This is a genomic window from Luteimonas arsenica, assembly GCF_004352825.1.
GTDB classification, from domain to species: domain Bacteria; phylum Pseudomonadota; class Gammaproteobacteria; order Xanthomonadales; family Xanthomonadaceae; genus Luteimonas; species Luteimonas arsenica.
Window position 1 is genome coordinate 1,020,641 of sequence record NZ_SJRW01000002.1, and the last position, 24,135, is coordinate 1,044,775.

The following is a 24,135-nucleotide window of genomic DNA, read 5'->3' on the forward strand; positions in this document are numbered from 1 at the left end:
TCGTCGTCGCGATGCGGCACGTACCGGTGGATGCCCCGCTCCCGCTGCCTGGCCGGCGGCCGCCCGCCTGCAAGCGGACGGCGCCCATTTGTCCCAGAAGGATCGCCGAACGTGGCAGTGAAGAAGACCGTCAAGAAGGCCGCCAAGGCCGCCAAGCCCGCAGCGAAGAAGGCCGCCCCGGCCAAGGCTGCGGCGAAGAAGCCTGCCGCGAAGAAGGCCCCGGCGAAGAAGGCCGCGCCTGCGAAGAAAGCCCCCGCGAAGAAGGCCGCGGTGAAGAAGGCCGCCCCGGCCAAGGCTGCGGCGAAGAAGGCCCCGGCCAAGGCCCCCGCGAAGAAGGCGGCGCCGGCGAAGAAGGCAGCCGTGGCGAAGAAGGCGGTCGCAAAGAAGGCGCCTGCGCCGAAGCCCGTGGCGAAGAAGGCCGCCCCGGCCAAGGCCGCGAAGAAGGCGGTCCCGGCGAAGAAGGCCGCCGTCGCGAAGCCGGCACCGGCGCCCGCATCCAAGGCCGCAGCCAAGAAGGCCAGCGCCAAGCCTTCCACCAAGGTCGCTCCCGTCGCTCCGCGCCCTGCGCCCACGCGCCGTGGCGGCAAGGTCGCGGTGGCGGTGACCAACCGCCCGGCCTCCGCGCCGGCGCCCAGGACCCGGTACAAGACCATCCCGCACAAGACCGACGAGGCCACCGGCCGTCCGATCCTGCCGGCGGGCTACAAGCCAGCCGCCGACGAGGAGTACATGAGCCCGCTGCAGCTCGAATACTTCCGCCAGCGCCTGCTCGGCTGGCGCGCCGACCTGGTCGAAGAATCCAAGCAGACCATCGAGAACCTCAAGGACGAAGTGCGCGATGTCGGCGACGATGCCGAGCGCGCCACCCGCGAGACCGAGAACTCGCTGGAACTGCGCACCCGCGACCGCTACCGCAAGCTGATCGGCAAGATCGACAGCACGCTCAAGCGCGTGGATTCGGGTGAATACGGCTACAGCGTCGACTCCGGCGAGGAGATCGGCCTGGACCGCCTGGAAGCCCGCCTCACCGCCGAACGCACCATCGACGAGCAGGAGCGCTGGGAGCACCTGCAGAAGCAGATCGGCGACTGATCGCGGCCGGCAAGGACGGATACTGAAAGGCCCCGCATCGCGGGGTCTTTTCATTGGCGGAGCCCGCACTGCGCTCAGTGCAGTTCGCGCAGGTCCAGACGCCGGAGCTTCGGCGCCCGCCACGCGGTGACCGCGGCCACGGTCATCGTGACGCAGCCGCCCAGCACCACGGCGGGCACCAGCCCCAGCAGTCGCGCCATCGAGCCGGCGTAGAACGCGCCGAGCTCGTTGGACGAGCCCACGAACAGGCCGTTGATCGACGACACCCGGCCGCGCATCTCGTCCGGCGTGGACAGCTGCAGGATGGTCGAGCGCAGCACCACCGACACCCCGTCGCACATGCCCGACATCAGCAGGAAGAAGGCCGACAGCCAGAACGCCTTCGACAGCCCGAAGCCGATGATGCTCAGGCCGAAGCCGACCACGGCGAACAGCAGGATGCGCCCGGCGTGGCGGGTCGGCGGATTGCGCGCCAGCACCACGCCCATCAGCACCGCGCCCAGGGCTGGCGCGCTGCGCAGGATGCCCAGGCCCTCGGGTCCGTAATGCAGGATCTCCTGGATGAAGGCCGGCGCCAGTGAGATCGCGCCCCCGAACAGCACCGCGAACATGTCCAGCGCCAGCGCGCCGAGGATGATCTGGTTGGAGAACACGAAGCGCGCGCCCTCGGCGATGCTGGAGAAGATCGGTGCGCCCTGCAGGGTGATCGCCGGCTCGGTGACCTTCAGGCGCCGGATCGCGAACGCGGCCATCAGGGCGAAGCCCGCGGCCACCGCGTAGGACACCCACTTGCCCGCCGCGCCCACGATCACGCCGCCGATCGCAGGCCCCAGCACCATCGCCGACTGGAACACGATGCTGCCCAGGCTCGCCCCGCGCGCGAACTGCGGCCGCGGCAGCACGCGCGCGAACAGCGCGTTGTAGACCGGGCCGAGGAAGGCGCGCACCGCGCCGGTCAGCACCAGGGCGGCGTAGATCCAGGCCACGCGCACCTCGCCCAGGACGCCCGAGGCGATCAGCGCCAGCGCGATCGGCGTCACCGCCAGCCCGATGCAGGCGTACATTCCGAGCTTGCGCCGCGGCAGGTGGTCGACCAGGTAGCCGGCGAACGGCGCCACGCAGAAGTAGGGGATGAGTTCGGCCAGGCCGATCAGGCCCAGCATCCACGGATCGCGCGTCAGCTCGTAGACGTGCCAGCCCACCGTCACCGCCACCATCTGGTAGGACAGGATGGTGCAGATGCGGTAGGCCATCAGGCCGCGGAAGGAACGGTTGCGCAGCGGCGCCATGCGGCTGTCGTCCGCGGGCGCCCGCGCCTGGGGCGCGCCGCCGCCGGTGCCGGCCCCCGCCGTGCTCACGCCAGCGCGCGCTGCGCGGTGTCGCGGATGAAGGCCAGCAGCGAGGCCAGGCCGTTGCTGCGGGTGGGGGAGAGGTGCTTGGCCAGCCCGATGTCGGCGATGTACGAAGGGTCGGTGTCGAGGATCTCGCGCGCGCTGCGGCCGGAATACACGCGCAGCGCCAGGTAGACCAGACCGGAGACGATGGCCGAATCGCTGGCGGCGGCGAAGTCCAGGCGGCCGGCGTCACCCGAGGGCACGATCCAGACCATCGACTGGCAGCCGTGCAGGCGGTGTTCCTCGCTGCGCAGCGCGTCCGGGAACTCCGGCAGCTTGCGGCCGAGGTCGATCAGGTACTGGTAGCGCTCCGACCAGTCGCCGAAGAAGGCGAACTCGTCGCGGATCGCGGCCTGGGCTTCGGTGGCGGTGGCCTCGAGCGGGAAGAGGGTGTCCATGCTCAGCCCCGCTTCCAGCGCACGCCCTGCGGCGTGTCCTCGAGCAGGATGCCTTCGGCGGCCAGCTGGTCGCGGATGGCGTCGGCGCGGGCGAAGTCGCGGGCCTGCTTGGCCGCGGCGCGCTCGTCGACCAGGGCCTGGATGCGGGCGTCGTCATCGCCGGAGGCGCCGCGCGAGAACCATTCGGCCGGCGCCTGCTGCAGCAGGCCGAGCGCGCGGCCGCCGGAGCGCAGGCTGGCGCCCAGGGTCGCCAGCGCCTGCAGCGGGCCGTCGCCGGTGGCTTCGCCCTGGGCGATGGCGCCGCGCAGCACGCGCACGTTGCCGGCGATCGCGGCCAGCTCGGCCAGCGCCTGCGGGGTGTTGAGATCGTCGTCGAGCGCGGCCTCGATGGCGTCCGGGATCGCCACGCCCCCGGCGGCCGGCGTGGCGTCGACGCCGCGTTCGGCCAGCAGGGCGTCGGCGTCGCGCAGGGTGCCGTACAGCCGGTCCAGGGTGCGCACGCTCTGCTCGACCAGGCCGTCGGACCATTCCAGCGGCTGCCGGTAATGGGCCGACATCAGCGCGTGGCGCAGGGCCTCGGGCGGATGCTGGCGCACCAGGTCGTGCACCTTTTCGATGTTGCCCACCGACTTCGACATCTTCGCGCCGCCGAAGTTGAGCATGCCGTTGTGCAGCCAGAAGCGTGCGAAGGGCGCGCCGCCGTGGGCGCACTCGCTCTGCGCGATCTCGTTCTCGTGGTGCGGGAACTGCAGGTCGACGCCGCCGGCGTGGATGTCGATGGTCTCGCCCAGGTGGGCGGCGGCCATCGCCGAACACTCGATGTGCCAGCCCGGGCGGCCGCGGCCCCAGGGCGAATCCCAGCCGGGCAGGTCGCCGGTGGAGGGCTTCCACAGCACGAAGTCGCCGGGATCGCGCTTGTAGGGCGCGACATCGACGCGGGCACCGGCCAGCATGTCCTCCAGTTCGCGGCGCGAGAGCTTGCCGTAGCCGTCGAAGCTGCCGACCGAGAACAGCACGTGGCCTTCCGCGGCATAGGCGTGGCCGCCCTCGATCAGCCGCTCGATCATGGCGATGATCTGCGCGATGTGGCCGGTGGCCTCGGGCTCGATGTCCGGCGGCGCCACGCCCAGGGCGGCCATGTCCTCGCGGTAGGCGGCGGCGAAGCGGTCGGTGATCGCCGAGATCGGCACGCCCTGTTCGGCGGCGGCGGCGTTGATCTTGTCGTCGACGTCGGTGATGTTGCGGGCGTAGGCGAGCGTCCCGAAGCGGCGGCGCAGGACGCCGGCCAGCACGTCGAATACCACCGGCCCGCGGGCGTTGCCGATGTGGACGTAGTTGTAGACCGTCGGCCCGCAGACATACATGGTGGTGCACGCGGGGTCGCGGGGCTGGAAGTCCTCGACCCGGCGGGTGAGGCTGTTGAAGAGTCGGAGGGTCATCTGGGGGGCCGCTTTGCAGGCCTGCGATTCTACCGGGGGGGCGCCGTGACAGCCACGATTCAGGCGGTTCCCGGAGCCAGCGCCTACACTCCCGGTTCGACATGGATCCCTACCTGCCCGCAAAGCGGTGGCTGCCGCTGCTACTGGCTCCTGCATTCGCGGTGGCGCCGGCGTGGGCGCAGCACACGGTGATCCCGAACGAGAACATCCGCTACGAGTACGCCCAGGTGCTGCGCGCCGAGCCGGTGTACCAGACGCTGCGCGCCACCAGCATGGTCGAACGCTGCGAGCAGTCGAGCATGGTCCAGCCCGAGGAAGAGGAGCGGCGCGGCCTGTCCCGCGTGATGGGTGCCGTCCGCGACGTGCTGACCCCTGGCCGCAGGGGGCAGTCCACGGACGAGGACGGTGGCGGCGAGGGCGAAGGCGACTGCCGCCTGGTCCCGGTGGAGCGCGAATTCCGTCGCCCGATCGCCTACGACGTCGACTACGTGGTCCGCGGCGTGAAATACCGCTCGCGGCTGCCCACCGACCCCGGCAACCGGCTGCGGGTGAAGGTCGCGGTGACGCCGGTCGTGGCCGAGGGCAACCAGGAATGAGTCCGGCCCGCTCAGGTGCTTGCAGCCCTGGCGCCGGCCGTGGGAAGATCGCTGCGATGCAACATGCCTGCGCCCCCGTCCACGGTCTGCTGACCTCCGCCTACATGGCGGCGGGCATGACCTCGCGCGCGCGCCGACCGGAAGCCCACGTTTCCCTGGGTTAGGACCGGACTGCACCTGTCATCCGTCTTTGAAGCCCGGCCCGAGCCGGGTTTTTTCGTTTCCGATTCCATGGACCACGCCATGACCGCCCACCAGCACTTCCTCAACACCCAGGACTGGACCCGCGCGCAGCTCGACGCCGTGCTGGCCGAGGCCGCGCGCATGAAGCGCGAACCCATCGGCGACGCGCTGAAGGGCAAGTCCATCGCCCTGGTGTTCTTCAACCCCTCGATGCGGACCCGCACCAGCTTCGAGCTGGGCGCCTTCCAGCTCGGCGCCCACGCGGTGGTGCTGCAGCCGGGCAAGGACGCCTGGCCGATCGAGTTCGAGCTGGGCACGGTGATGGACTCTGATGCCGAGGAGCACATCGCCGAAGTCGCGCGCGTGCTCAGCCAGTACGTCGACATGATCGGCGTGCGCGCCTTCCCGAAGTTCGTCGACTGGTCGGTGGACCGCGAGGACCGGGTGCTGAAGGGCTTCGCGAAGTACGCCACGGTGCCGGTGATCAACATGGAGACCATCACCCATCCCTGCCAGGAGCTGGCGCATGCGCTGGCGCTGCAGGAGCACTTCGGCACCAGTGACCTGCGCGGGAAGAAGTACGTGCTGACCTGGACCTACCACCCGAAGCCGCTCAACACCGCGGTGGCGAACTCGGCGCTGACCATCGCCACGCGGATGGGCATGGACGTGACCCTGCTGTGCCCGACGCCGGAGTACGTGCTCGACGGGCGCTACATGGGCTGGGCGCGCGACAACGTCGCCGAAAGCGGCGGCTCGCTGGCGGTCAGCCACGACATCGAGAGCGCCTATGCCGGCGCCGACGTGGTCTACGCCAAGAGCTGGGGCGCGCTGCCGTACTTCGGCAACTGGGGCCCGGAGAAGCCGATCCGCGACCAGTACCGGCATTTCATGGTCGACGAGGAAAAGATGGCGCTGACCAACGACGGCGTCTTCAGCCACTGCCTGCCGCTGCGCCGCAACGTCAAGGCGAGCGACGCGGTGATGGACTCGCCGCGCTGCATCGCCGTGCAGGAGGCGGGCAACCGGCTGCACGTGCAGAAGGCGCTGATGGCCGCATTGGCTGGAAGGTAGTCGCAAGCTTCGCCCCACCCCGACCCTTCCCCGCAAGCGGGGGAGGAGACAACGCAGGAACCCTGAAAGATGACCGCTGCTTCCGAATCCAAAGACATCGTGTTGGCCTTTTCCGGCGGCCTCGACACCAGCTTCTGCGTGCCGTGGCTGATGGAGCGCGGCTGGGCCGTGCACACCGTGTTCGCCGACACCGGTGGCGTCGACGCGGCCGAGCGCGAAGCGATCGAGGCGCGCGCCGCCGAACTGGGCGTGGCCAGCCACCTCACCATCGACGGCGGCCCTGCGATCTGGGAGGGCTTCGTGAAGCCCTTCATCCACGCCGGCGAGGCCTACCAGGGCCAATACCCGCTGCTGGTGTCCGACCGCTACCTGATCGTCGACGCCGCGCTGGCGCGGGCGAAGGACCTGGGCACGAACGCGATCGCCCACGGCTGCACCGGCATGGGCAACGACCAGGTGCGCTTCGACCTGGCGGTGAAGGCTTCGGGCGACTACCGCATCGTGGCGCCGATCCGCGAGATCCAGAAGGAGCACACGCAGACGCGCGCCTACGAACAGGCCTACCTGGAGGCGCGCGGCTTCGGCGTGCAGTCGCGGCAGAAGGCCTACACCATCAACGAGAACCTGCTCGGCATCACCATGTCCGGTGGCGAGATCGACCGTTGGGAAGCCCCGGGCGAGGGCGCGCGCGGCTGGTGCGCGCCGCGCAGCGCCTGGCCGACCGAGCCGCTGCAGGTTTCGCTGCGCTTCGTCGAGGGCGAGGCGGTGGCGCTGGACGGCGAGGCGATGCCGGGCGCGAAGCTGCTGGCACGGCTGAACACCATGTTCGCCGCCTATGGTGTCGGCCGCGGCATGTACACCGGTGACACCACCATCGGCCTCAAGGGCCGCATCGTCTACGAGGCGCCGGGTCTCACCGCGCTGCTGGCCGCGCACCGCGCGCTGGAGGAGGCGGTGCTGAGCAAGCAGCAGAACCGCTTCAAGCCCGAAATCGGCCGCAAGTGGGTGGAGCTGGTGTACGAGGGCTTCTACCATGACCCGCTGAAGGCCGACCTGGAAGCCTTCCTCGACTCCTCGCAGCGCATGGTCAACGGTGAAGTGGTGCTGGAGACACGCGGCGGCCGCGTCGATGCGGTGGCCGTGCGTTCGCCGCACATCCTCAACGCCAGCGGCGCGACCTATGCGCAGTCGGCCGACTGGGGCGTGGAGGAGGCCGAGGGCTTCATCAAGTTGTTCGGCATGAGCAGCACCCTGTGGGCGGAAATCAACAAGTCGTGAGCGCGGGTGCGGCCAATGGCGGGGGGCTGCTGGACGCGGTGCTGAAGCACCTGGCGGCGCTGGTGTCGTTCGACACCCGCAATCCGCCGCGTGCTATCGGTACCGATGGCATCTTCGACTATATCCGCGCCCAGCTGCCGGACTTCGACATCGCCGTGACCGACCACGGCGCCGGCGCGGTGTCGCTGTTCGCGCGCCGAGGGAATCCCGCGCTGCTGTTCAACGTGCACCTGGACACGGTGCCGGATTCGCCGGCCTGGACCGCGGATCCGCATCTGCTGCGCGTCACCGGCGACCGCGCCATCGGCCTCGGTGCCTGCGACATCAAGGGCGCGGCTGCGGCCCTGATCGCGGCCGCGCAGGCCGTCGACGGCGACGTCGCGTTCCTCTTCAGCAGCGACGAAGAGGCCAACGACCCGCGCTGCATCGCCGCCTTCCTGGCCTCCGACCACGGCTTCCGCCAGGTGCTGGTGGCCGAGCCCACCGGCTGCGAAGCCGTGCTCGCGCACCGCGGCATCGCCGCCGTGCAGCTGCGCTTCCACGGCGAGGCCGGCCACGCTTCCGGCGCGCAGGCGCTGTCGGCCAGCGCCGTGCACAAGGCCATGCGCTGGGGCGTCGATGCGCTGGCGCTGGCCGAAAGCGAAGCCCACCAGCGCTTCGGCGGCCTGACCGGCCTGCGCTTCAACATCGGCCGCGTGGAAGGCGGCATCAAGGCCAACGTGATCGCGCCGGCGGCCGAAGTCCGCTTCGGCTTCCGCCCGCTCCCTTCGCACGACGTCGGCGACCTGCACGCCCGCTTCGCCGCCCTGGCGCCCGAAGGCAGCGACTACACCGCCACCTTCCACGGCCCCGCGCTCCCGGCCGGCGACATCGCCGCCGCAGAAGACCGCCGCCTGGCCGCCCGCGACCTGGCCGAAGCCCTGGACCTGCCGATCGGCAACGCCGTCGACTTCTGGACCGAAGCCTCCCTGTTCTCCGCCGCCGGCCTCGACGCCATCGTCTACGGCCCCGGCGACATCGCCCAGGCCCACACCGCCGACGAATGGGTGGCCCTGGAGCAGCTCCAGAGCTACGTCGATTCGGTGGTGCGGGTGATCGAAAGCAAAAGATTTGCCACGGATGAACGCGGATGACGCGGATTTACACGGATAAAGCGGAAGAGAGAAAAAGCTCTTTTGGCCACGGATTTGCGCGGATTACGCGGATCTGGCTGAGGCCAGTGCCAGCACCCCGCACAGGCATGGCATTTGTTTCCAGTTGGCTCTTCTGCACCACGCTTGCCTCGGCAAGATCCGCGTAATCCGCGCAAATCCGTGGCTAAGAAAGCTCTTGCTCTATCCGTGTAGATCCGCGTCATCCGCGTTCATCCGTGGCAAAAAAAGAAAGCAACCTGCAAAGCGAAGACCATGCAAGCACATGCGCAGACACGCCAGACCATTGTCCGACTGTTGTCGGGGATGGGCAGTGCGAAGGAGATCAGCCAGTACCTGAAGCGGTTTTCGCAGCTGGATGCGAAGCGCTTCGCGGTGGTCAAGGTCGGGGGCGCAGTGCTGCGCGACGACCTGGAGGCGCTGACGTCGTCGCTGGCCTTCCTGCAGCAGGTGGGGCTGACGCCGATCGTGGTGCATGGCGCGGGGCCGCAGCTGGACGAGGCGATGCGCGAGGCCGGGATCGAGAAGCGCACGGTCGACAACCTGCGTTACACCGATGCGGCGGGGCTGGCCATCGTGCGGCGGGTGATGCGGCAACAGAACCTGCGCCTGGTCGAGGCGCTGCAGGTGGAGGGCGTGCGCGCGACCTCGATCCAGTCGGGCGTGTTCGAGTGCGGCTTCCTCGACCAGGCGCGCTACGGGCTGGTGGGGCAGGTCGCGCGGGTCGACACCGACGGCATCGCCGCGGCGATCAAGGCCGGGTCGATCCCGGTGATCGCCTCGCTGGGTGAGACCGCCGACGGCCAGATCGTCAACGTCAACGCCGACTGGGCCGCGAACGAGCTGATCAAGACCCTGCAGCCCTACAAGATCGTCTTCCTCACCGGCACCGGCGGCCTGCTCGGGCCCGACGGCCGGGTGATCGACTCGATCAACCTCAGCACCGAGTACGAGGAACTGATGGCGCAGCCCTGGCTGCATTCGGGCATGCGGGTGAAGATCGAGCAGGTGCACGACCTGCTGATGGCGCTGCCGCCCTCGTCGTCGGTGTCGATCACGCGACCCGACCAGCTGGCGCGCGAGCTGTTCACCCACAAGGGCTCGGGCACCCTGGTGCGGCGCGGCGAGCGCGTGCTGCGCGCCGCATCCTGGGACGGGCTCGACCTGCCGCGGCTGCGCGGGCTGATCGAATCCGCCTTCGGCCGTGCGCTGCTGCCCGACTACTTCGAGACCACTCCGCTGCTGCGCGCCTACGTCAGCGAGAACTACCGCACTGCGGTGATCCTCACCGAGGTCGACGGCGTGCCGTACCTGGACAAGTTCGCGGTGCTCGACGATGCCCAAGGCGAGGGCCTTGGGCGCGCGGTGTGGCAGGTGATGCGCGAGGAAACGCCGACCCTGTTCTGGCGTTCGCGCAGCGGCAATCCGGCCAATGCCTTCTATTACGGCGAATCCGATGGCTGCATGAAACAGGACGCGTGGAAGGTTTTCTGGTACGGCATGGACGGCTTCCCGGCGATCGAGGGCGCGGTCATGCACTGCGCGCAGCGCCCGGCGACGCTGGTGGAGGCGAAGGTGGAGGCGGCATCGTGAAGAAGACCATCGGGATCGTCGGCGCGCGCGGCCACACCGGCGCCGAGCTGATCCGCCTGCTGGCCGCACACCCGGGCTTCGAGCTGGCGGCGGTGTCCTCGCGCGAGCTCGACGGACAGCGCGTGGCTGACCAGGTGCCGGAATACGGCGGTGGGCTGCGCTACGCGAACCTCGCGCCCGGCGAACTGGCCGGTCTCGGCCTCGACGCCTGGGTGCTGGCGCTGCCCAACGCGAAGTCCGCCCCCTTCGTGGATGCCCTGGCCACGGCCGGTGTCGATCCGGTGATCGTCGATCTGTCGGCCGACCACCGCTTCGACGACGGCTGGTACTACGGCCTGCCCGAGCTCACGCGCGGCGGCTACGCAGGCCAGCGCCGCATCGCCAACCCGGGCTGCTACGCCAGCGCCATGCAGCTGGCGGTGGCGCCGATGCTCGAGCTGCTGGAAGGGCCGGTGCAGTGCTTCGGCGTCTCCGGCTACTCCGGCGCGGGCACCACGCCTTCCGAACGCAACGATCCCGACAAGCTGCGCGACAACCTGATGCCGTACGCGCTGGTCGACCACCTGCACGAGCGCGAGGTCACGCGCCACCTGGGCACGCCGGTGGAATTCATGCCGCACGTGGCGCCGCACTTCCGCGGCATCACCCTGACCGCGAACATGCACCTGCGCGAGCCGATGGCGCTGGCGGATGTCGAAGCGCGCTACCGCGGGCGCTACGCCGGCGAGCCGCTGCTGCGCGTCACTGGCGACGCGCCCTGGGTCAGCGACATCGCCGGCCGCCACGGCGTCGAAATCGGCGGCTTCACGCTGTCGGCCGATGGCCGCAGGCTGGTGGTCGTGGCCACGCTGGACAACCTGCTCAAGGGCGCGGCGACCCAGGCCCTGCAGAACCTCAACCTCGCCTTCGGCTATCCCGAAGTCCAGGGCGTCCCCGATGAGCTGCACTAGCGGCCCCTCCCCGTGGGAGCGGCTATAGCCGCGATCCGGACACTCCATTCGCGGCTATAGCCGCTCCCACAAAACGATCGCAGCCAGCAAGACGATCACAGCCCAGGAATTCCAGGAGAACCCCATGAGCGACCTCCTCTGGCAGAAGCCCGGCGTCACGGTCGATGCCGACATCCAGGCCTTCCTGGCCGGCGACGACGTGGTGCTCGACCGCGAGTTCTTCCTGCACGACATCGCCGCCAGCCGCGCGCATGCCGAAGGCCTGCAGCGCATCGGCATCCTCGACGACGGGGAGCTGGCTGCGGTCGTCCGTGAGCTCGCCGCGCTGGCCGACGACTTCAGCACGGGCCGTTTCGTCCTCGACGAGCGCTACGAGGATGGTCATTCCGCCATCGAGGTCCGGCTGGTCGAGCGCCTGGGCGATGCCGGCAAGAAGATCCACACCGGCCGCAGCCGCAACGACCAGGTGCTGGTGGCCACCCGCCTGTGGCTGAAGGAGCAGCTGGCGCGCACCCGGGCGCTGTGCGTCGAAGTCGCGGGCATCGCGCTCGCACGCGCGCAGGCCGAGGCCGACGTGCCGCTGCCGGGGTACACCCACCTGCAGCGCGCCGTGGTGAGTTCGCTGGGCATGTGGTGGGCGGCGTGGGCCGAGGGCTTCATCGACAACGCCGCGCGCGCCGCCGATACGCTCGCCTGGGTCGACGCCAACCCGCTCGGCAGCGCCGCCGGCTACGGCGTCAACCTGCCGCTGGACCGCGACCACACCACCGCCGCGCTCGGCTTCGGCCGCATGCAGGTTGCGGCGACCTACGCCCAGCTCTCGCGCGGCAAGTTCGAGATGGCCGCGATCGAAGCCCTGTCCAGCGCCATGCTCGACCTGCGCCGCCTGGCCTGGGACCTGAGCCTGTTCACCGCCGGCGAGTTCGGCTTCGTGAAGCTTCCGGCGCAGTACACCACCGGCAGCTCGATCATGCCCAACAAGCGCAACCCCGACGTCATCGAGCTGATGCGCGCGACCTATGCCAGCGTCGCCGCCGCGCGCACCGAGATCGAGCAGCTGCTGTCGCTGCCCTCGGGCTACCACCGCGACCTGCAGCTGTCCAAGGGCGCGCTGTTCCACGGCTTCGGCAAGGGCCTGCAGGCGCTGGCGCTGCTGCCCGACCTGCTGCGCAACCTCGACTGGGACGCGGAGCGCATGCGCGCCGCGCTGGAGCCGTCGATGTACGCCACCGATCTTGCGGTGGACATGGCGCGCGAAGGCCTGCCCTTCCGCGAGGCCTACCGCCAGGCCGCCGATCCAGCGCGCTGGGCGCAGGGCGACCCGGCGGCAAGCCTGGCGGCCCGGGTCTCGCCCGGTGCCGCGGGCGAACTGCGGCTGTCCGGGCTGCGCACGCGCCTGGCGGCGCTGGGCGAGCGCCGGGAGACCTGAGCATGTCGCCCGCCGCCACTCCAGCCTTCGGCGCGCAGGCCCTGCCGGCCTGGAAGCGCGCGGTGCTGAAGGTCGGCAGCAGCCTGCTGGCGGACGGCGGCGCGGGGCTGATCCCGGACAACCTGGAGGGCATCGCGCGCTTCGTCTCCGACAGCCATGCCCAGGGCCGGCAGCTGGTCATCGTGTCCTCGGGCGCGGTGGCCGCGGGGCGCGCGATCACGTGCAGCGCCCCGGCGGCCGGTGCGGCGATGGCGGAGCGCCAGGCGATGGCGGCCCTGGGGCAGGTGCAGTTGATGGGTTTCTGGCAGCGCTTCCTCGAACGCCCGGTGGCCCAGGTGCTGCTGACCCACGACGACATGCGCAACCGCCGGCGCTACCTCAACGCCCGAGCCACCCTGGGCGAGCTGCTGCGCCGCGGGACGGTGCCCATCGTCAACGAGAACGACACCGTGTCCGTCGACGAGCTCAAGCTCGGCGACAACGACAACCTCGCCGCCATCGTCGCCGCGCTGGTCGACGCCGACATGCTGCTCATCGCCAGCGACGTCGACGGCCTGTACGACCGCGACCCGCGCGGCAACCCGGACGCGCGCCCGGTCGAGGCGGTGGCCGGGTTCACCGCGGAACTCCTCGACAGCGCCGCGGGGCCGGGCAGTACGGCGGGCACCGGCGGCATGCGCACCAAGCTGGAGGCGGCCCAGCGCGCCTCGCGCGCCGGCATCGGCACCGCGCTGTTCAGCGGGCGCCGCCCCGAGGTGCTGGAAGCGCTGGCCGCGGGGCGGCTGCACGGCACCCTCGTGCAGCCGGGCGGCAGCCGGGTCACGGTCCGCAAGCACTGGCTGCACAACGCACCGGCGCAGCCCGGCGCGATCCTGGTCGACCCGGGAGCGGCGCTGGCGGTGGTGGAGCAGGGGGCTTCGCTGCTGCCCGGCGGTGTGCTCGGTGCCGAGGATGACTTCAACCGCGGCGACATCGTCGAACTGCAGCTGCGCGGCGAAGGCGTCAGCCGCCGCGTCGCGCGCGGCGTCAGCCAGTACTCGGCCGCCGACGTCCGACGCATCGCCGGCCACCACTCGCGGGACATCGATGCGCTCCTGGGCTACAACTACGGCGGAACCATCATCCACCGCGACGATCTGGTGCTGACATGAGCGACATCCGTGACCAGGCCCTGGCCTGCCGCGCCGCCGCGGTCGCCATCGCCGCGCTGTCGACCCCGGCCAAGGACGCGCTGCTGCATGCGATGGCCGATGCGCTGGATGCCGGGGCCCCGGCGATCCTCGACGCCAACGCCCGCGACCTGGCGGCGGCCCGCGCGAACGGCACGACGGGCGCCATGCTCGATCGCCTGCTGCTGGATCCCGCACGCCTGGCCGCGATCGCCGGCGCGCTGCGCGAGGTCGCGGCGCTGCCGGATCCCGTCGGAGCCACCACCCGCAGCGAGACCCGCCCCAACGGTCTGCGCGTGGAGCGCGTGCGCGCGCCGCTGGGCGTGGTGGCGATGATCTACGAGGCGCGCCCCAACGTCACCGCCGACGCCGCCGCGCTTTGCCTCAAGGCGGGCAACGGCGTGATCCTGCGCGGCGGCAGCGAAGCGATCCATTCCAACACCGCGATCGCGGCCGCGCTGCATTCCGGGCTGCGCGAGGCGGGGGTGCCGGAGGCCGCGCTGACCCTGGTCACCGACCTGCGCCGCGAGGCCATGGTCGAGCTGCTGCAGCTCACCGACATCGTCGACCTGGCGATCCCGCGCGGCGGCGAGGGCCTGATCCGCTTCGTCGCCGAGCACGCGCGCGTGCCGGTGATCAAGCACTACAAGGGCGTCTGCCACCTCTACGTCGACCGCGCCGCCGATATCGATCTGGCCCGTGACCTGCTGCTTGACGGCAAGGTTTCGCGGCCGGGCGTGTGCAACGCGCTGGAGACGCTGCTGGTGCACCGGGACGTTGCCGCCGAGTTCCTGCCGGGGGCGGCGGAGATGTTGCAGGGGCGGGGCGTGCAGCTGCGTGGCGACGCCCCGACCCGGGCGCTGGTCGAAGGCATCGCCGAAGCCGGCGATGACGACTACGCCGCGGAGTTCCTCGACCTGGTGATCGCGGTGAGAGTGGTCGACTCCGCCGACGATGCCATCGCCCACATCCGCCGCTTCGGTTCCGACCACACCGAGGTCATCGCGACCCGCGACGAGGCCGTCGCCGCCCGGTTCGTGGCCGGCCTGCGCTCGGCGGTGGTGATGGTCAACGCCTCGTCCCGCTTCTCCGACGGCGGCGAACTGGGACTCGGCGCCGAAATCGGCATTTCCACCACTCGGCTGCACGCCTACGGGCCGATGGGCCTGGAAGCCCTGACCATCGAACGCTTCGTGGTGCGCGGCGACGGACAGACGCGCAACCTGCCCTGATCGAGGAGCATCCCGCTTGGCCTCCGGAAAAAAGCAGTCGCAGCGTGCCGTGAGCCTCGCCCTCCAGGGCGGCGGCGCGCATGGCGCCTTCACCTGGGGCGTGCTCGATGCCCTGCTGGAGGATGGCCGCCTTGACCTGCGCGGCGCCAGCGGTACCAGCGCCGGCGCGATGAACGCGGTGGTGCTGGCCCACGGGCTGCAGGAAGGCGGCGCGGACGGCGCGCGCGAGGCGCTGGCGCGCTTCTGGACCTCGGTCGGGGGCAGTGCGCCGCTGCTGCACGCCGGCGCCGACAGCAGCAACGGCCGCCCCTCGCCGATGACCTCGCTGATGCTGCAGTGGAGCGGCTTCTTCGCCCCGACGCAGTTCAACCCGCTGGGCTACGACCCGCTGCGCGACATCGTCGAGGCCCAGATCGATTTCGAGCGCCTGCGCGCGCAGAAAACATTCGAACTCTTCATCGCCGCCACCAACGCCAACACCGGCCGCCTGCGCCTGTTCCGCACCGCCGACGTGAGCGCCGACGCGGTGATGGCCTCGGCCTGCCTGCCGGCCCTGTACCGCGCGGTGGAGATCGACGGCGAGCCCTACTGGGACGGCGCCTTTGCCGCCAACCCGCCGGTGCTGCCGCTGCTGGCCGAGTGCCGCCCGGCGGACGTGCTGATGGTGCTGCTGAGCCCGGCCTCGCACGGCAGCGAGCCGCGCACCAGCGCCGAGATCCGCGACCGTTCCCAGGCCCTGGCCTTCAATGCCGCCTTCCTCGCCGAGATGCGCAGCCTGGTGCGCGTGCGCGACTTCGTCCGCCGCTCGATCGTGCCCTGGCTGGTCAAGGACCACCCGGTGCACCGCAAGCGCATGCACCTGATCGCCGACGACGAACTGATGGCGGGGCTGGACGATGCCTCGAAGTCCACCACCAGCCTGCCGTTCCTGGAGAGCCTGCGCGACCACGGCCGTGCGCGTGCGCAGGCGTGGCTGGGCGCGCATGCGCGCGAGGTCGGCAAGCGCTCGACGGTGGATATCGCCAGCTTCCGCTGAGGAGCTTCCGATTCGTGGCGCAGGGCGTACCGTGGGGGGCCTCCAGCCGATGGCTGGCAGCGAGGGCAGGAAATTTCCTACGGTGATGCCGCCGAGGGATTGCTACGATCCGCCTTCGCGGGAGGTCACCGCGCCGGCAGCGCCGGTTTCCGAAGGAACGGAGATGAGCATGAGCAAGCCCCTGGCGCCCGCGTGGGCCGTCCTGCTGCTGGTTCCACTCGTTGCGTGCGGCGGCGAAACAGCGCCGCCGATCGCGTCGCATGAAGCCCCCGCCCACGGGCAGCCTTCCGCGTCGATTGCATCCGCAACCGTGGACAGGGGCGTCGCGTCCGCGCCCACCGCCACGCCCGCGGCGGCCGACCTGCCACCAATGATGCCCGGCCGCGTCCGTGCACCGACGGTCGGCGAAGTGGCGTGTCCTTCGCTGGACTTCGAACAGTTCATCCGCGCGTTTTTCAACAGCGGTGACCTGCAGGTCCGGTTCACGGCCCGGCCCGTGCATTACAAGGTGCCGTACTACGACTATCACAACACCGAGCCCGGGGACCCGGCCAATCCGCAGTGGGAGACGTTCGAGCGGGACAGGCCGATGCATGACCGCTACCGCTATGACGCCCACGTGCAAGCGTATATCTCGGATAGCGACTGGCTGTACCCGGGCGAGGTCTGGACCGGGGTCGATGCAAATGGGCAGCACGTCAAAAACCCGGTGACTGAGTTGAGTGTCCGGAAGGTGTCCGATACGGAGTACGTCGTCGACACGCCCGGTCGAGTCACAACATTCATGCGACGCGAGGACTGCTGGTATCTGACCCATGACTGGTTGCTGGATCCGTTCGAAGGCTGCCAATGGCCGGAAGGGTGCCGGGCGCTCCGGGAGTACGAAGCGCCGTACTACGACAATGAAGAAGTGCCATGAGCTCGCAGGACATTGCGCCCGCAGCGCCGACGACCTACCGCATCCAGCAGTTGGGACCGCCGCGGGACCACGGTGGCTCCGAGGTCCGGGAGCATGGCCGTGGCTTACAGCGGAATGAGACCGTGACAGGGTTCGACAGCCTGGTCCTGCACCATCCCGGCGACAACAGGGCGGCGAGGATGGAGGACGGGGTGGTTGTTTCTGGCCAGCACGGGCGCGCCCATGCCTACTTCGGCGGACGGCTGGAGGAGATCGAGGTCCCCCGCGAGGTTGGTGGCCGCTTTCGTGACTACGGACTCGAACCGGACCAGGTGCTGCTCAAGAAGGACTTCATCTTGTCGCATCCTGACGGCGACCCGATGACGCCCATGGCACGCAACGTTGATGTTCCTTCTCCATTGGCAGGAATCGTAGGAGCGCGACGTGATCGCGAAGGCCTGGTTGACATACTCGACAGACCAGGCGGAGAGGTCATGGCGCGCATTCGCCACATGAGTGATATTCGTGTGGAGTCAGGCGACCGCGTGGAGTACGGCCAGACGCTGGGTACCCAGGACAAGGTTGCGACCCGTCCCATCCATGTCCACATGGAAATGGATATCCGCTACTACCAGCAGTTTCGGAACTACGTCGACGATCTTGCCAGTGGTCGATTGCCCCTTGAGAGCAGGTTCCGCGCCGGCATCCAGCCACGCCCCACAGTCGAAGACTTCACCCTCCGCCTGGGCGAATCCAGCCCCCGCATCCGCGACCTGCAGGCGGTCATGCATCGCGAGGGATACCGTGCCGCAGGAGGCGGGCCACTGGATCGCGACGGCGTCTATCGGCTGGGGATGCAGGGCGCCCTGCTGGACTTCCAGCGAGCCCATGGCCTTCCGCAAACCGGCGACATCGACCCGGCCACGCTGCGGTTCGCGCCACCGGCCCAGCGACGCGAGGTGGATCGACCGGACTACATCGAGCGCGGGCGGCTGCCGGCCGTCGATCCCGGGCCGCGCAGGGCGCCGGGCCATCCCGACCACCCGGATCACCGCCCAGGCCTGCCGCAGGAATTGGAGCCTGCGATCAACCAGCGTCGAACGCAGGTTTCCGGATACGAAGATGCGCAGCTCGATGGGCTGATGGCCGCGCTCCATGCCGGCGATGGCGCCGCCATCTCCCGCGCCTGCGCCGACATCGCGCGATCCCCGGACATGCAACTCCTGCTCCAGCAGGGCCGCGAACTGCTGGCTGCGGGGCAGGTGCAGGAACACCGGCAGGTCGAGGCCCCCATGCTGTCCCGGGCCTGAGCAGCGAGTGCCGATGTCACACGAAGACCAGATGAGGGACGTGCTGAAGGCCGTGGCCGTGCTGCTCGCCCGGCTGGAGCAGGGCGAAGCGCAGCTGCACGTGGCGGTCGACCGGCAACTTCGTGCCGTCCATGGCGAAGTGGCCCGGATCCAGCAGCGGATCGACGGCATCGTCAGCACTGCCCAGGCAAGGATCACCGACGAAGCCAGGGTGGCGCTGGGGCCGGTGACGGCGGAGTACGGCCGTGTGATGGACACCGCATCCGCGCGACTGCACATGGCCGGCAGGACGGTGTGGACGTGGTACGCGGGCCTGGCCGGGCTGGGATTGCTGTTGGCCGTGATCGCCTGGGGCGTCCTCGGCTACTACCAGCGCGAGCTCGGCCAGGCCAGGGCCGAGCTGGCCCGCTACGAGAACGCCATCCCCGTCGTACGGGCGTTCAGTGCGTCCGACGCCATCGTCTGCGGTGATCGCATCTGCGTGAACGTGGATCCAGGTGCACCGCGGCGGGGGGACAGGCAGCAGTACCTGCCCGCCAGACCTTCTGCCGGCCAATAGGCGCGAGGCAGCGGTTAGTCGCGAGGCAGCGGTCCGGGCCACGCAGCGCCCGGTTCAGCGCACGGCGCGGGCCGGAATGTCCTCGAGGAAGCGCGGCCGGCAGGCCGCCCATGCGCCCGCAAGCATCACCACCACGCTCATCGCCAGCATCGCGAACGGCCAGCCCATGCCGCCCGTCGCGTCCTTGAGGATGCCGAACAGCAGCGGCCCCAGGCAGGCCAGGGTGTAGCCCAGCCCCTGGGTGAAGCCCGACAGCGCCGCGGAGCCCTCGGGCGTGCGCGTACGCAGGTTGATCAGGGTGAGTCCCAGTGGGAAGGTGCAGCCGCCGATCCCGACCAGGGTCGCCCACAGCCACGGTGCCGCCATCGGCGCCTGCCACAGGCCGTAGAAGCCCGCGAACTGCGCCAGCGCGCAGACCAGTGCGATCGGGAAGCTGTTGCGCATGCGCACGGCCAGCCCCGGGATGACCAGACCGCCGAGCAGGCTGAAGCCGGTGTACAGCGCCACCATCGCGCCGCCGAAGGCGGGCGAGGCACCGGCGTCGGTGAAGATCCGCGGCATCCAGGTGAACATGGCGTAGGTGGCCAGCGAGGTCATGCCGAACATCAGCGCCATGCCCCAGCCCAGGCCGGTGTGCCAGACGCGGCTGCGGGTCACCGGCGTGGAGTCGAGGTCGGTGGCACCGGCGGCGGGCATGGTTTCGTCACCATCACTGTCCGCGTCGTCGCGGCCGGGCCCGGCGGCGCGGGTCGGTATCGCAGTCTTCCGCGCATCCGCGGCAGCGAGTCCGCGCCGCAGCAGCACCAGCCAGGGAAGCATCGCCAGCACCGCAGCCAGCGTCCAGGCCGCCATCGACAGTCGCCAGCCGAAGGCATCGGCCATCGGCACGGCCAGCAGCGCGGCCATGATCGTGCCGCCCTGCAGCGCGGTGATGTAGACCACGCTCAGGGTGCCGACGCGGTGCGGGAACCAGCGCTTCACCAGCGGCGGCAGCACCACGTTGCCGATGCCCATGCCGGCCAGCGCCACCAGCGAGCCCGCGACGAGCACGCCCAGGCCGGTGGCGGTGGAGCGCAGGACCAGGCCGGCCGCCGCCAGCGCCATGGCCAGCAGCACGGTGCGCTCGAGCCCGACGCGGCGTGCGATCGCCGGGGTCGCCGCGCCGAAGCCGGCGAAGGCCGCCGCCGGGAGCATGCCGATGACGCCGGCCACGGTGGCGCCGAAGCCGAACTCGCGGCCGACCACGTCCAGCAGCGGCGTGATCGAGGTGACCGCGGTGCGCAGGTTGAAGGCGGCGAGCGTGATCCCGGCCAGCGCGGGCAGCCAAGCGCGGACGCGCATGCCGCCGGCAGGAGTGGGGGATGCCGGCATGGTCTGTCCTGGCGCCCGGGCCGCGCCCAAAGCAAAAAAACCGGCCGCGGGGCCGGTTTCTGCGGGTCACCTTTGGTCGGGGAGACAGGATTCGAACCTGCGACCTCTACGTCCCGAACGTAGCGCTCTACCAGACTGAGCTACACCCCGACAGGTGAGCTGGGCATTCTAGGGAATCAGGGGCGGTCAGGGCAAGCACCGCCAGCGTGCCGGCCCGCCGCCCAGGCGGGAGGCGCAGGCGGCGGGCCGGCACTCGCTAGAATGGCGGGCCCACCGCGGCCCTTGCCCCGCACCGGAGATCCATCTTGATCAAGCCCCGCACGCCCCCGGGCGTCCTCGAGCTGCTCCCGCGCGAGCAGGTCGCCTTCCAGCGCATGCTCGACACCATCCGCCGCACGTTCGAGGCCTATGGCTTCTTGCCGGTGGAAACCCCCGTGTTCGAGCTGTCCGAGGTGCTGCTGACCAAGACCGGCGGCGAGACCGAGCGCCAGGTGTATTTCGTGCAGTCCACCGGCGCGCTGGAGAAGGCCGCGGCCGGCGAGGGCGGCGCGCTGCCGGAGATGGCCCTGCGCTTCGACCTGACCGTGCCGCTGGCGCGCTATGTCGCCGAGCACGAGCACGACCTGGCCTTCCCCTTCCGCCGCTACCAGATGCAGCGCGTCTACCGCGGCGAGCGTGCCCAGCGCGGCCGCTTCCGCGAGTTCTACCAGTGCGACATCGACGTGATCGGCAAGGACACGCTGTCGCCGCGCTTCGAGGCCGAGGTGCCGGCGGTGATCAACGCCGTGTTCGAAGCCCTGGGCATCGGCGAGTTCACGATCCAGCTCAACCACCGCAAGCTGCTGCGCGGCTTCTTCGCCGGCCAGGGCATCGGCGACGAGGCCCAGCCGCTGGTGCTGCGCGAGATCGACAAGCTCGACAAGCGCGGCGAGGAGGCCGTGCGCGCGACCCTGGAAGGCGAGGGCTTCGGCCTGTCGCCCGAGGTGGCCGAACGGCTGCTGGCGTTCTCCCGCATCCGTTCGCAAGGCCACGGGGATGCGCTGGCGAAGCTCGACGCGCTGGGCGATGGCACGCCGCTGTTCGAGGAAGGCCGCGGCGAGCTGCGCGCGCTGCTCGGCATGCTCAAGGCCATGGGCGTGCCGGAGTCGCGCTACGCGATCAACCTGTCGATCGCGCGCGGCCTGGACTACTACACCGGCATGGTCTACGAGACCACGCTGGACGCGAACCCCGGCATCGGCTCGATCTGTTCCGGCGGCCGCTACGACGACCTGGCCGGGCACTACACGAAGTCGAAGCTGCCCGGCGTCGGCATCTCGATCGGCCTGACGCGCCTGTTCTGGCAGCTGCGCGAGGCCGGCCTGGTGGCGGCGGCGGAAAGTCCGGTCGATGCCCTGGTCGCGCTGTTCGACGATGCCGGCCTCGACGACGCGCTGGCACTGTCGCAGCGACTGCGCGCCGCCGGCCTCAACGTCGAAACGCAGGTCGAGCCGCGCAAGCTCGGCAAGCAGTTCCAGTACGCCGACCGCGCCGGCATCCGCCACGTGGTGGTGCGCGGCGAGGACGAGGTCGCGCGCGGCGTGGCCACGGTCAAGGACCTGCGCCACGGCGAACAGTTCGAAGTGACGGTTGATGGACTGGCCGATGCGCTGCTCGCGCGTCGGGCCGACGTCGCCGCCGTGCCGGCGCAGGGCCCCGCCGAAGGAGATGCACGATGAAGCCGGTCCTGCTCGACGGACGTTCGCTCACCCGCGCCCAGCTGGTCGCGGTCGCCCATGGCGCCCAGGTCTCGCTTGATGACGGCGCGCTGGCCGCCGTGGCGCGCGCGGCGGGTTTCCTCGCCGAGCAGGTGCGCCGCGAGGAGCCGATCTACGGCGTGTCCACCGGTTTCGGCAGCAACGCCGACAAGCTGCTCGGCGCGCACCCGCTGCGCGACGGGCTTCCCGGCGACAGGCCCTCGGGCCGCTCGCTCCACGCCGAGCTGCAGCGCAACCTGATCGTCACCCACGCCGTCTGCGTCGGCGAGCCGATGGCCGCGCCGGTGGTGCGGGCGATGATGTGCATCCGCATCAACACGCTGCTGCGTGGTCATTCCGGCATCCGCGTCGACACCCTGCAGGCCATGACCGCGCTGCTCAACGCCGGCGTGGTGCCGGTGGTGCCGCAGCTGGGCTCGGTCGGCGCCTCGGGCGACCTGGCACCGCTGTCGCACCTGGCGATCGTGCTGCTGGGCGGTGGCGAGGCTTTCGTCGATGGCGAACGCGTGCCGGGCGCCGAGGCGCTGCGCCGCGCCGGACTCGCGCCGGTCGAGCTGTCGTACAAGGAAGGCCTGTCGCTCAACAACGGCACCGCGCAGATGCTGGCCATGGGCGTGCTGGCGCTGGCGAAGCTGGAAGACCTGCTGGACACCGCCGACCTCGCCGCAGCGATGACGCTCGACGCCTTCGCCGGTCGCCTCGGCGCCTATGCCGAGGACGTGCACGCGCTTCGCCCGCACCCGGGCCAGGTGGCCGCCGCCGCACAGCTGCGCGCGCTGCTCGAAGGTTCCACGCTCGCCGACATTCCCTACCACCTGGTGCCGCGTTTCCGGCAGTGGCTGCCCGGCAGCTGGGCCGACGCCGGGGCGCAGGCGCTGTCCTTCGACATCAGCTGGGACTGGGTGCCCTGCAGCCAGCGCCACGGCCGCGAGAAGTTCTACCAGCGCTTCAAGCCCTTCCGCGGCGGCAAGAAGCACCAGCCGCAGGACAGCTACTCGTTGCGCTGCGTGCCGCAGGTGCACGGCGCGGTGCGCGACGCCGCCGCCCAGGCCGCGCGCGTGCTCGAAGTCGAGCTCAATGCGGTCACCGACAACCCGCTGGTCTTCCCCGACAAGGCCGCCGAGCACGTCGAGGAGCAGGTGATCTCCGCCGGCCATTTCCACGGCATGCCGCTGGCGCTGGCCATGAGCTACCTCAAGGCCGCGATCCCGGTGCTGGCCTCGATCAGCGAGCGCCGCCTGAACAAGCTCGTCGATCCCGCCACCAACGACGGCCTGCCGGCCTTCCTGATCGGCAACGAGGATGGCACCGAGTCGGGCTTCATGATCGTGCAGTACACCGCTGCGGCCATCGTCAACGACCTCGCCAGCCGGGCGCACCCGGCCAGCGTGTACTCGGTGCCGACCAGTGCGAACGCGGAGGACCACGTGTCGATGGGCGCCAACGAGGCGCGCCACGTGCTGGCCATGGCCGACGACCTTGGGAAGGTATTGGGCCTGGAGCTCTACACCGCCGCCCAGGCACTGGACCTGCGCCGCGACATGATCAACGCCGCGCGCGATCTTGCCCGCAACGGTGACGCCGCGGCGCTGGCGGCCAAGGTGCAGGGCGCGCCGCCGGTGGAGTCGCCCGACCATGCGCGCTTCATGGCCGAGGTCGAGGCGCTGCGCGTGGAGCTGGCGGAAAGCGAAGCCTTCCATCCGGGCGGCGCGGTGGGCGTGGCCCACGGCGTGATCCGCGAACGCATCGAGGGCATGGAGCGTGACCGGGCGATGGACGGTGACGTCGCCGAGGCCGTGCGCCTGGTGGGCGACGGCGTGCTGCTGGCGGCGGTACGCGATGCCGGGCGGGGCGGGTGAACCTGCCCCTGCACCTGGGTTGGTTGGGTGCGCTTGAGGCCGGATTGATCGCGCTGCTGGTCGGCGCGCTGGCCTATGCCCTGTTCCACGTCATCGCTGCCCGTGCCCGCTGGGCACCTGGCCACGCCGTCGGCTGGGCCTGCCTGGCGGCGGTCGCAGTGGCTGCCGGCATCGACATCTGGCACCTGTTCCGCATGGGCGTGGTGAAGCTGGAATCGCCGGTGTACGCGCGTATCGCATTGTCGAAGATCCACGACGCAGACAGCCTGGGCATCCGGGTGCTGATGGAAGTGCTGGGCGCTCTGGTGGGGGTCACCCTGGGCTGGATGTTTTTCCACCGCCGGAAACCCTGACCGGCTGGCGCAGT

Annotated in this window: 21 protein-coding genes and 1 tRNA gene; 17 read left to right on the plus strand and 5 right to left on the minus strand. The window is 70.5% G+C overall.

The features are described 5' to 3' along the window. Nucleotides 1–111 precede the first annotated feature (111 nt). Nucleotides 112–1,092 (plus strand): RNA polymerase-binding protein DksA, encoded by a 981-nt coding sequence (gene dksA, locus E2170_RS12340; RefSeq protein WP_133000917.1) that lies wholly within the window; start codon nucleotides 112–114, stop codon nucleotides 1,090–1,092. 74 nt (nucleotides 1,093–1,166) lie between these two features. Here dksA and E2170_RS12345 read toward each other — a convergent pair whose 3' ends face one another. The 3 genes from E2170_RS12345 to cysS all read right to left on the minus strand — a co-directional run bounded on the left by E2170_RS12345 (nucleotide 1,167) and on the right by cysS (nucleotide 4,323). Then, nucleotides 1,167–2,381 (minus strand): MFS transporter, encoded by a 1,215-nt coding sequence (locus E2170_RS12345; protein ID WP_133001199.1) that lies wholly within the window; start codon nucleotides 2,379–2,381, stop codon nucleotides 1,167–1,169. Between the two features lie 65 nt (nucleotides 2,382–2,446). Continuing rightward, entirely contained in the window at nucleotides 2,447–2,884 is a 438-nt protein-coding gene (locus E2170_RS12350) for a SufE family protein (RefSeq protein WP_165942228.1), read from the minus strand. Nucleotides 2,885–2,886: 2 nt separating this feature from the next. Beyond that, nucleotides 2,887–4,323 carry a cysteine--tRNA ligase gene (gene cysS, locus E2170_RS12355; RefSeq protein WP_133000919.1) on the minus strand — a complete coding sequence of 479 codons (1,437 nt, stop codon included), beginning with the start codon at nucleotides 4,321–4,323 and terminating at the stop codon, nucleotides 2,887–2,889. A 101-nt stretch (nucleotides 4,324–4,424) separates the two neighbouring features. Here cysS and E2170_RS12360 point away from each other — a divergent pair, with 101 nt between their 5' ends. From E2170_RS12360 to E2170_RS12420, 13 genes are all read left to right on the plus strand, one after another. Beyond that, nucleotides 4,425–4,919: a hypothetical protein gene (locus E2170_RS12360; RefSeq protein ID WP_133000920.1), complete on the plus strand. Its 495-nt coding sequence runs from the start codon at nucleotides 4,425–4,427 to the stop codon at nucleotides 4,917–4,919. Nucleotides 4,920–5,162: 243 nt separating this feature from the next. Continuing rightward, nucleotides 5,163–6,176: an N-acetylornithine carbamoyltransferase gene (locus E2170_RS12365; protein WP_133000921.1), complete on the plus strand. Its 1,014-nt coding sequence runs from the start codon at nucleotides 5,163–5,165 to the stop codon at nucleotides 6,174–6,176. A gap of 69 nt (nucleotides 6,177–6,245) precedes the next feature. Next, nucleotides 6,246–7,454 carry an argininosuccinate synthase gene (locus tag E2170_RS12370; protein WP_133000922.1) on the plus strand — a complete coding sequence of 403 codons (1,209 nt, stop codon included), beginning with the start codon at nucleotides 6,246–6,248 and terminating at the stop codon, nucleotides 7,452–7,454. A 26-nt stretch (nucleotides 7,455–7,480) separates the two neighbouring features. Beyond that, on the plus strand, nucleotides 7,481–8,587 hold the full coding sequence (locus E2170_RS12375; protein ID WP_133001200.1) for an acetylornithine deacetylase: 1,107 nt from the start codon (nucleotides 7,481–7,483) through the stop codon (nucleotides 8,585–8,587). 273 nt (nucleotides 8,588–8,860) lie between these two features. Continuing rightward, nucleotides 8,861–10,198 carry an acetylglutamate kinase gene (locus tag E2170_RS12380; RefSeq protein WP_133000923.1) on the plus strand — a complete coding sequence of 446 codons (1,338 nt, stop codon included), beginning with the start codon at nucleotides 8,861–8,863 and terminating at the stop codon, nucleotides 10,196–10,198. After that, nucleotides 10,192–11,148, plus strand: coding sequence for an N-acetyl-gamma-glutamyl-phosphate reductase (gene argC / locus E2170_RS12385; protein WP_133001201.1), 957 nt, complete (start codon nucleotides 10,192–10,194; stop codon nucleotides 11,146–11,148). The genes E2170_RS12380 and argC overlap by 7 nt, the downstream gene beginning before the upstream one ends. Nucleotides 11,149–11,272: 124 nt before the next feature. Next, nucleotides 11,273–12,577, plus strand: coding sequence for an argininosuccinate lyase (gene argH / locus E2170_RS12390; protein WP_133000924.1), 1,305 nt, complete (start codon nucleotides 11,273–11,275; stop codon nucleotides 12,575–12,577). A 2-nt stretch (nucleotides 12,578–12,579) separates the two neighbouring features. After that, complete coding sequence (gene proB / locus E2170_RS12395; protein ID WP_133000925.1) at nucleotides 12,580–13,728, plus strand: glutamate 5-kinase; 1,149 nt, start codon at nucleotides 12,580–12,582, stop codon at nucleotides 13,726–13,728. Further along, entirely contained in the window at nucleotides 13,725–14,978 is a 1,254-nt protein-coding gene (locus E2170_RS12400) for a glutamate-5-semialdehyde dehydrogenase (protein ID WP_133000926.1), read from the plus strand. The genes proB and E2170_RS12400 overlap by 4 nt, the downstream gene beginning before the upstream one ends. Nucleotides 14,979–15,027: 49 nt before the next feature. Then, nucleotides 15,028–16,014 carry a patatin-like phospholipase family protein gene (locus E2170_RS12405; RefSeq protein WP_207914972.1) on the plus strand — a complete coding sequence of 329 codons (987 nt, stop codon included), beginning with the start codon at nucleotides 15,028–15,030 and terminating at the stop codon, nucleotides 16,012–16,014. A 169-nt stretch (nucleotides 16,015–16,183) separates the two neighbouring features. After that, complete coding sequence (locus E2170_RS12410; RefSeq protein ID WP_133000928.1) at nucleotides 16,184–16,933, plus strand: hypothetical protein; 750 nt, start codon at nucleotides 16,184–16,186, stop codon at nucleotides 16,931–16,933. Continuing rightward, nucleotides 16,930–18,222, plus strand: coding sequence for a peptidoglycan-binding protein (locus E2170_RS13920; protein WP_207914973.1), 1,293 nt, complete (start codon nucleotides 16,930–16,932; stop codon nucleotides 18,220–18,222). Before E2170_RS12410 ends, E2170_RS13920 begins: the two co-directional genes overlap by 4 nt. Nucleotides 18,223–18,253: 31 nt before the next feature. After that, nucleotides 18,254–18,781: a hypothetical protein gene (locus E2170_RS12420; protein WP_133000929.1), complete on the plus strand. Its 528-nt coding sequence runs from the start codon at nucleotides 18,254–18,256 to the stop codon at nucleotides 18,779–18,781. Nucleotides 18,782–18,835: 54 nt separating this feature from the next. Here E2170_RS12420 and E2170_RS12425 read toward each other — a convergent pair whose 3' ends face one another. Then, nucleotides 18,836–20,152 carry an MFS transporter gene (locus E2170_RS12425; protein ID WP_133000930.1) on the minus strand — a complete coding sequence of 439 codons (1,317 nt, stop codon included), beginning with the start codon at nucleotides 20,150–20,152 and terminating at the stop codon, nucleotides 18,836–18,838. A 73-nt stretch (nucleotides 20,153–20,225) separates the two neighbouring features. Further along, nucleotides 20,226–20,302: transfer RNA gene (locus E2170_RS12430), tRNA-Pro, on the minus strand. Nucleotides 20,303–20,457: 155 nt separating this feature from the next. On the opposite strand from E2170_RS12430, the gene hisS reads away from it, so the two are divergent. Genes hisS through E2170_RS12445 form a run of 3 tightly spaced genes read left to right on the plus strand, consistent with a single transcriptional unit; the run spans nucleotide 20,458 to nucleotide 24,121 of the window. Further along, entirely contained in the window at nucleotides 20,458–21,870 is a 1,413-nt protein-coding gene (gene hisS, locus E2170_RS12435; RefSeq protein WP_133000931.1) for a histidine--tRNA ligase, read from the plus strand. Then, entirely contained in the window at nucleotides 21,867–23,768 is a 1,902-nt protein-coding gene (locus tag E2170_RS12440; RefSeq protein WP_133000932.1) for an HAL/PAL/TAL family ammonia-lyase, read from the plus strand. The genes hisS and E2170_RS12440 overlap by 4 nt, the downstream gene beginning before the upstream one ends. Then, nucleotides 23,765–24,121, plus strand: coding sequence for a hypothetical protein (locus tag E2170_RS12445; protein WP_133000933.1), 357 nt, complete (start codon nucleotides 23,765–23,767; stop codon nucleotides 24,119–24,121). Before E2170_RS12440 ends, E2170_RS12445 begins: the two co-directional genes overlap by 4 nt. The last annotated feature ends 14 nt before the right edge of the window (nucleotides 24,122–24,135 follow it).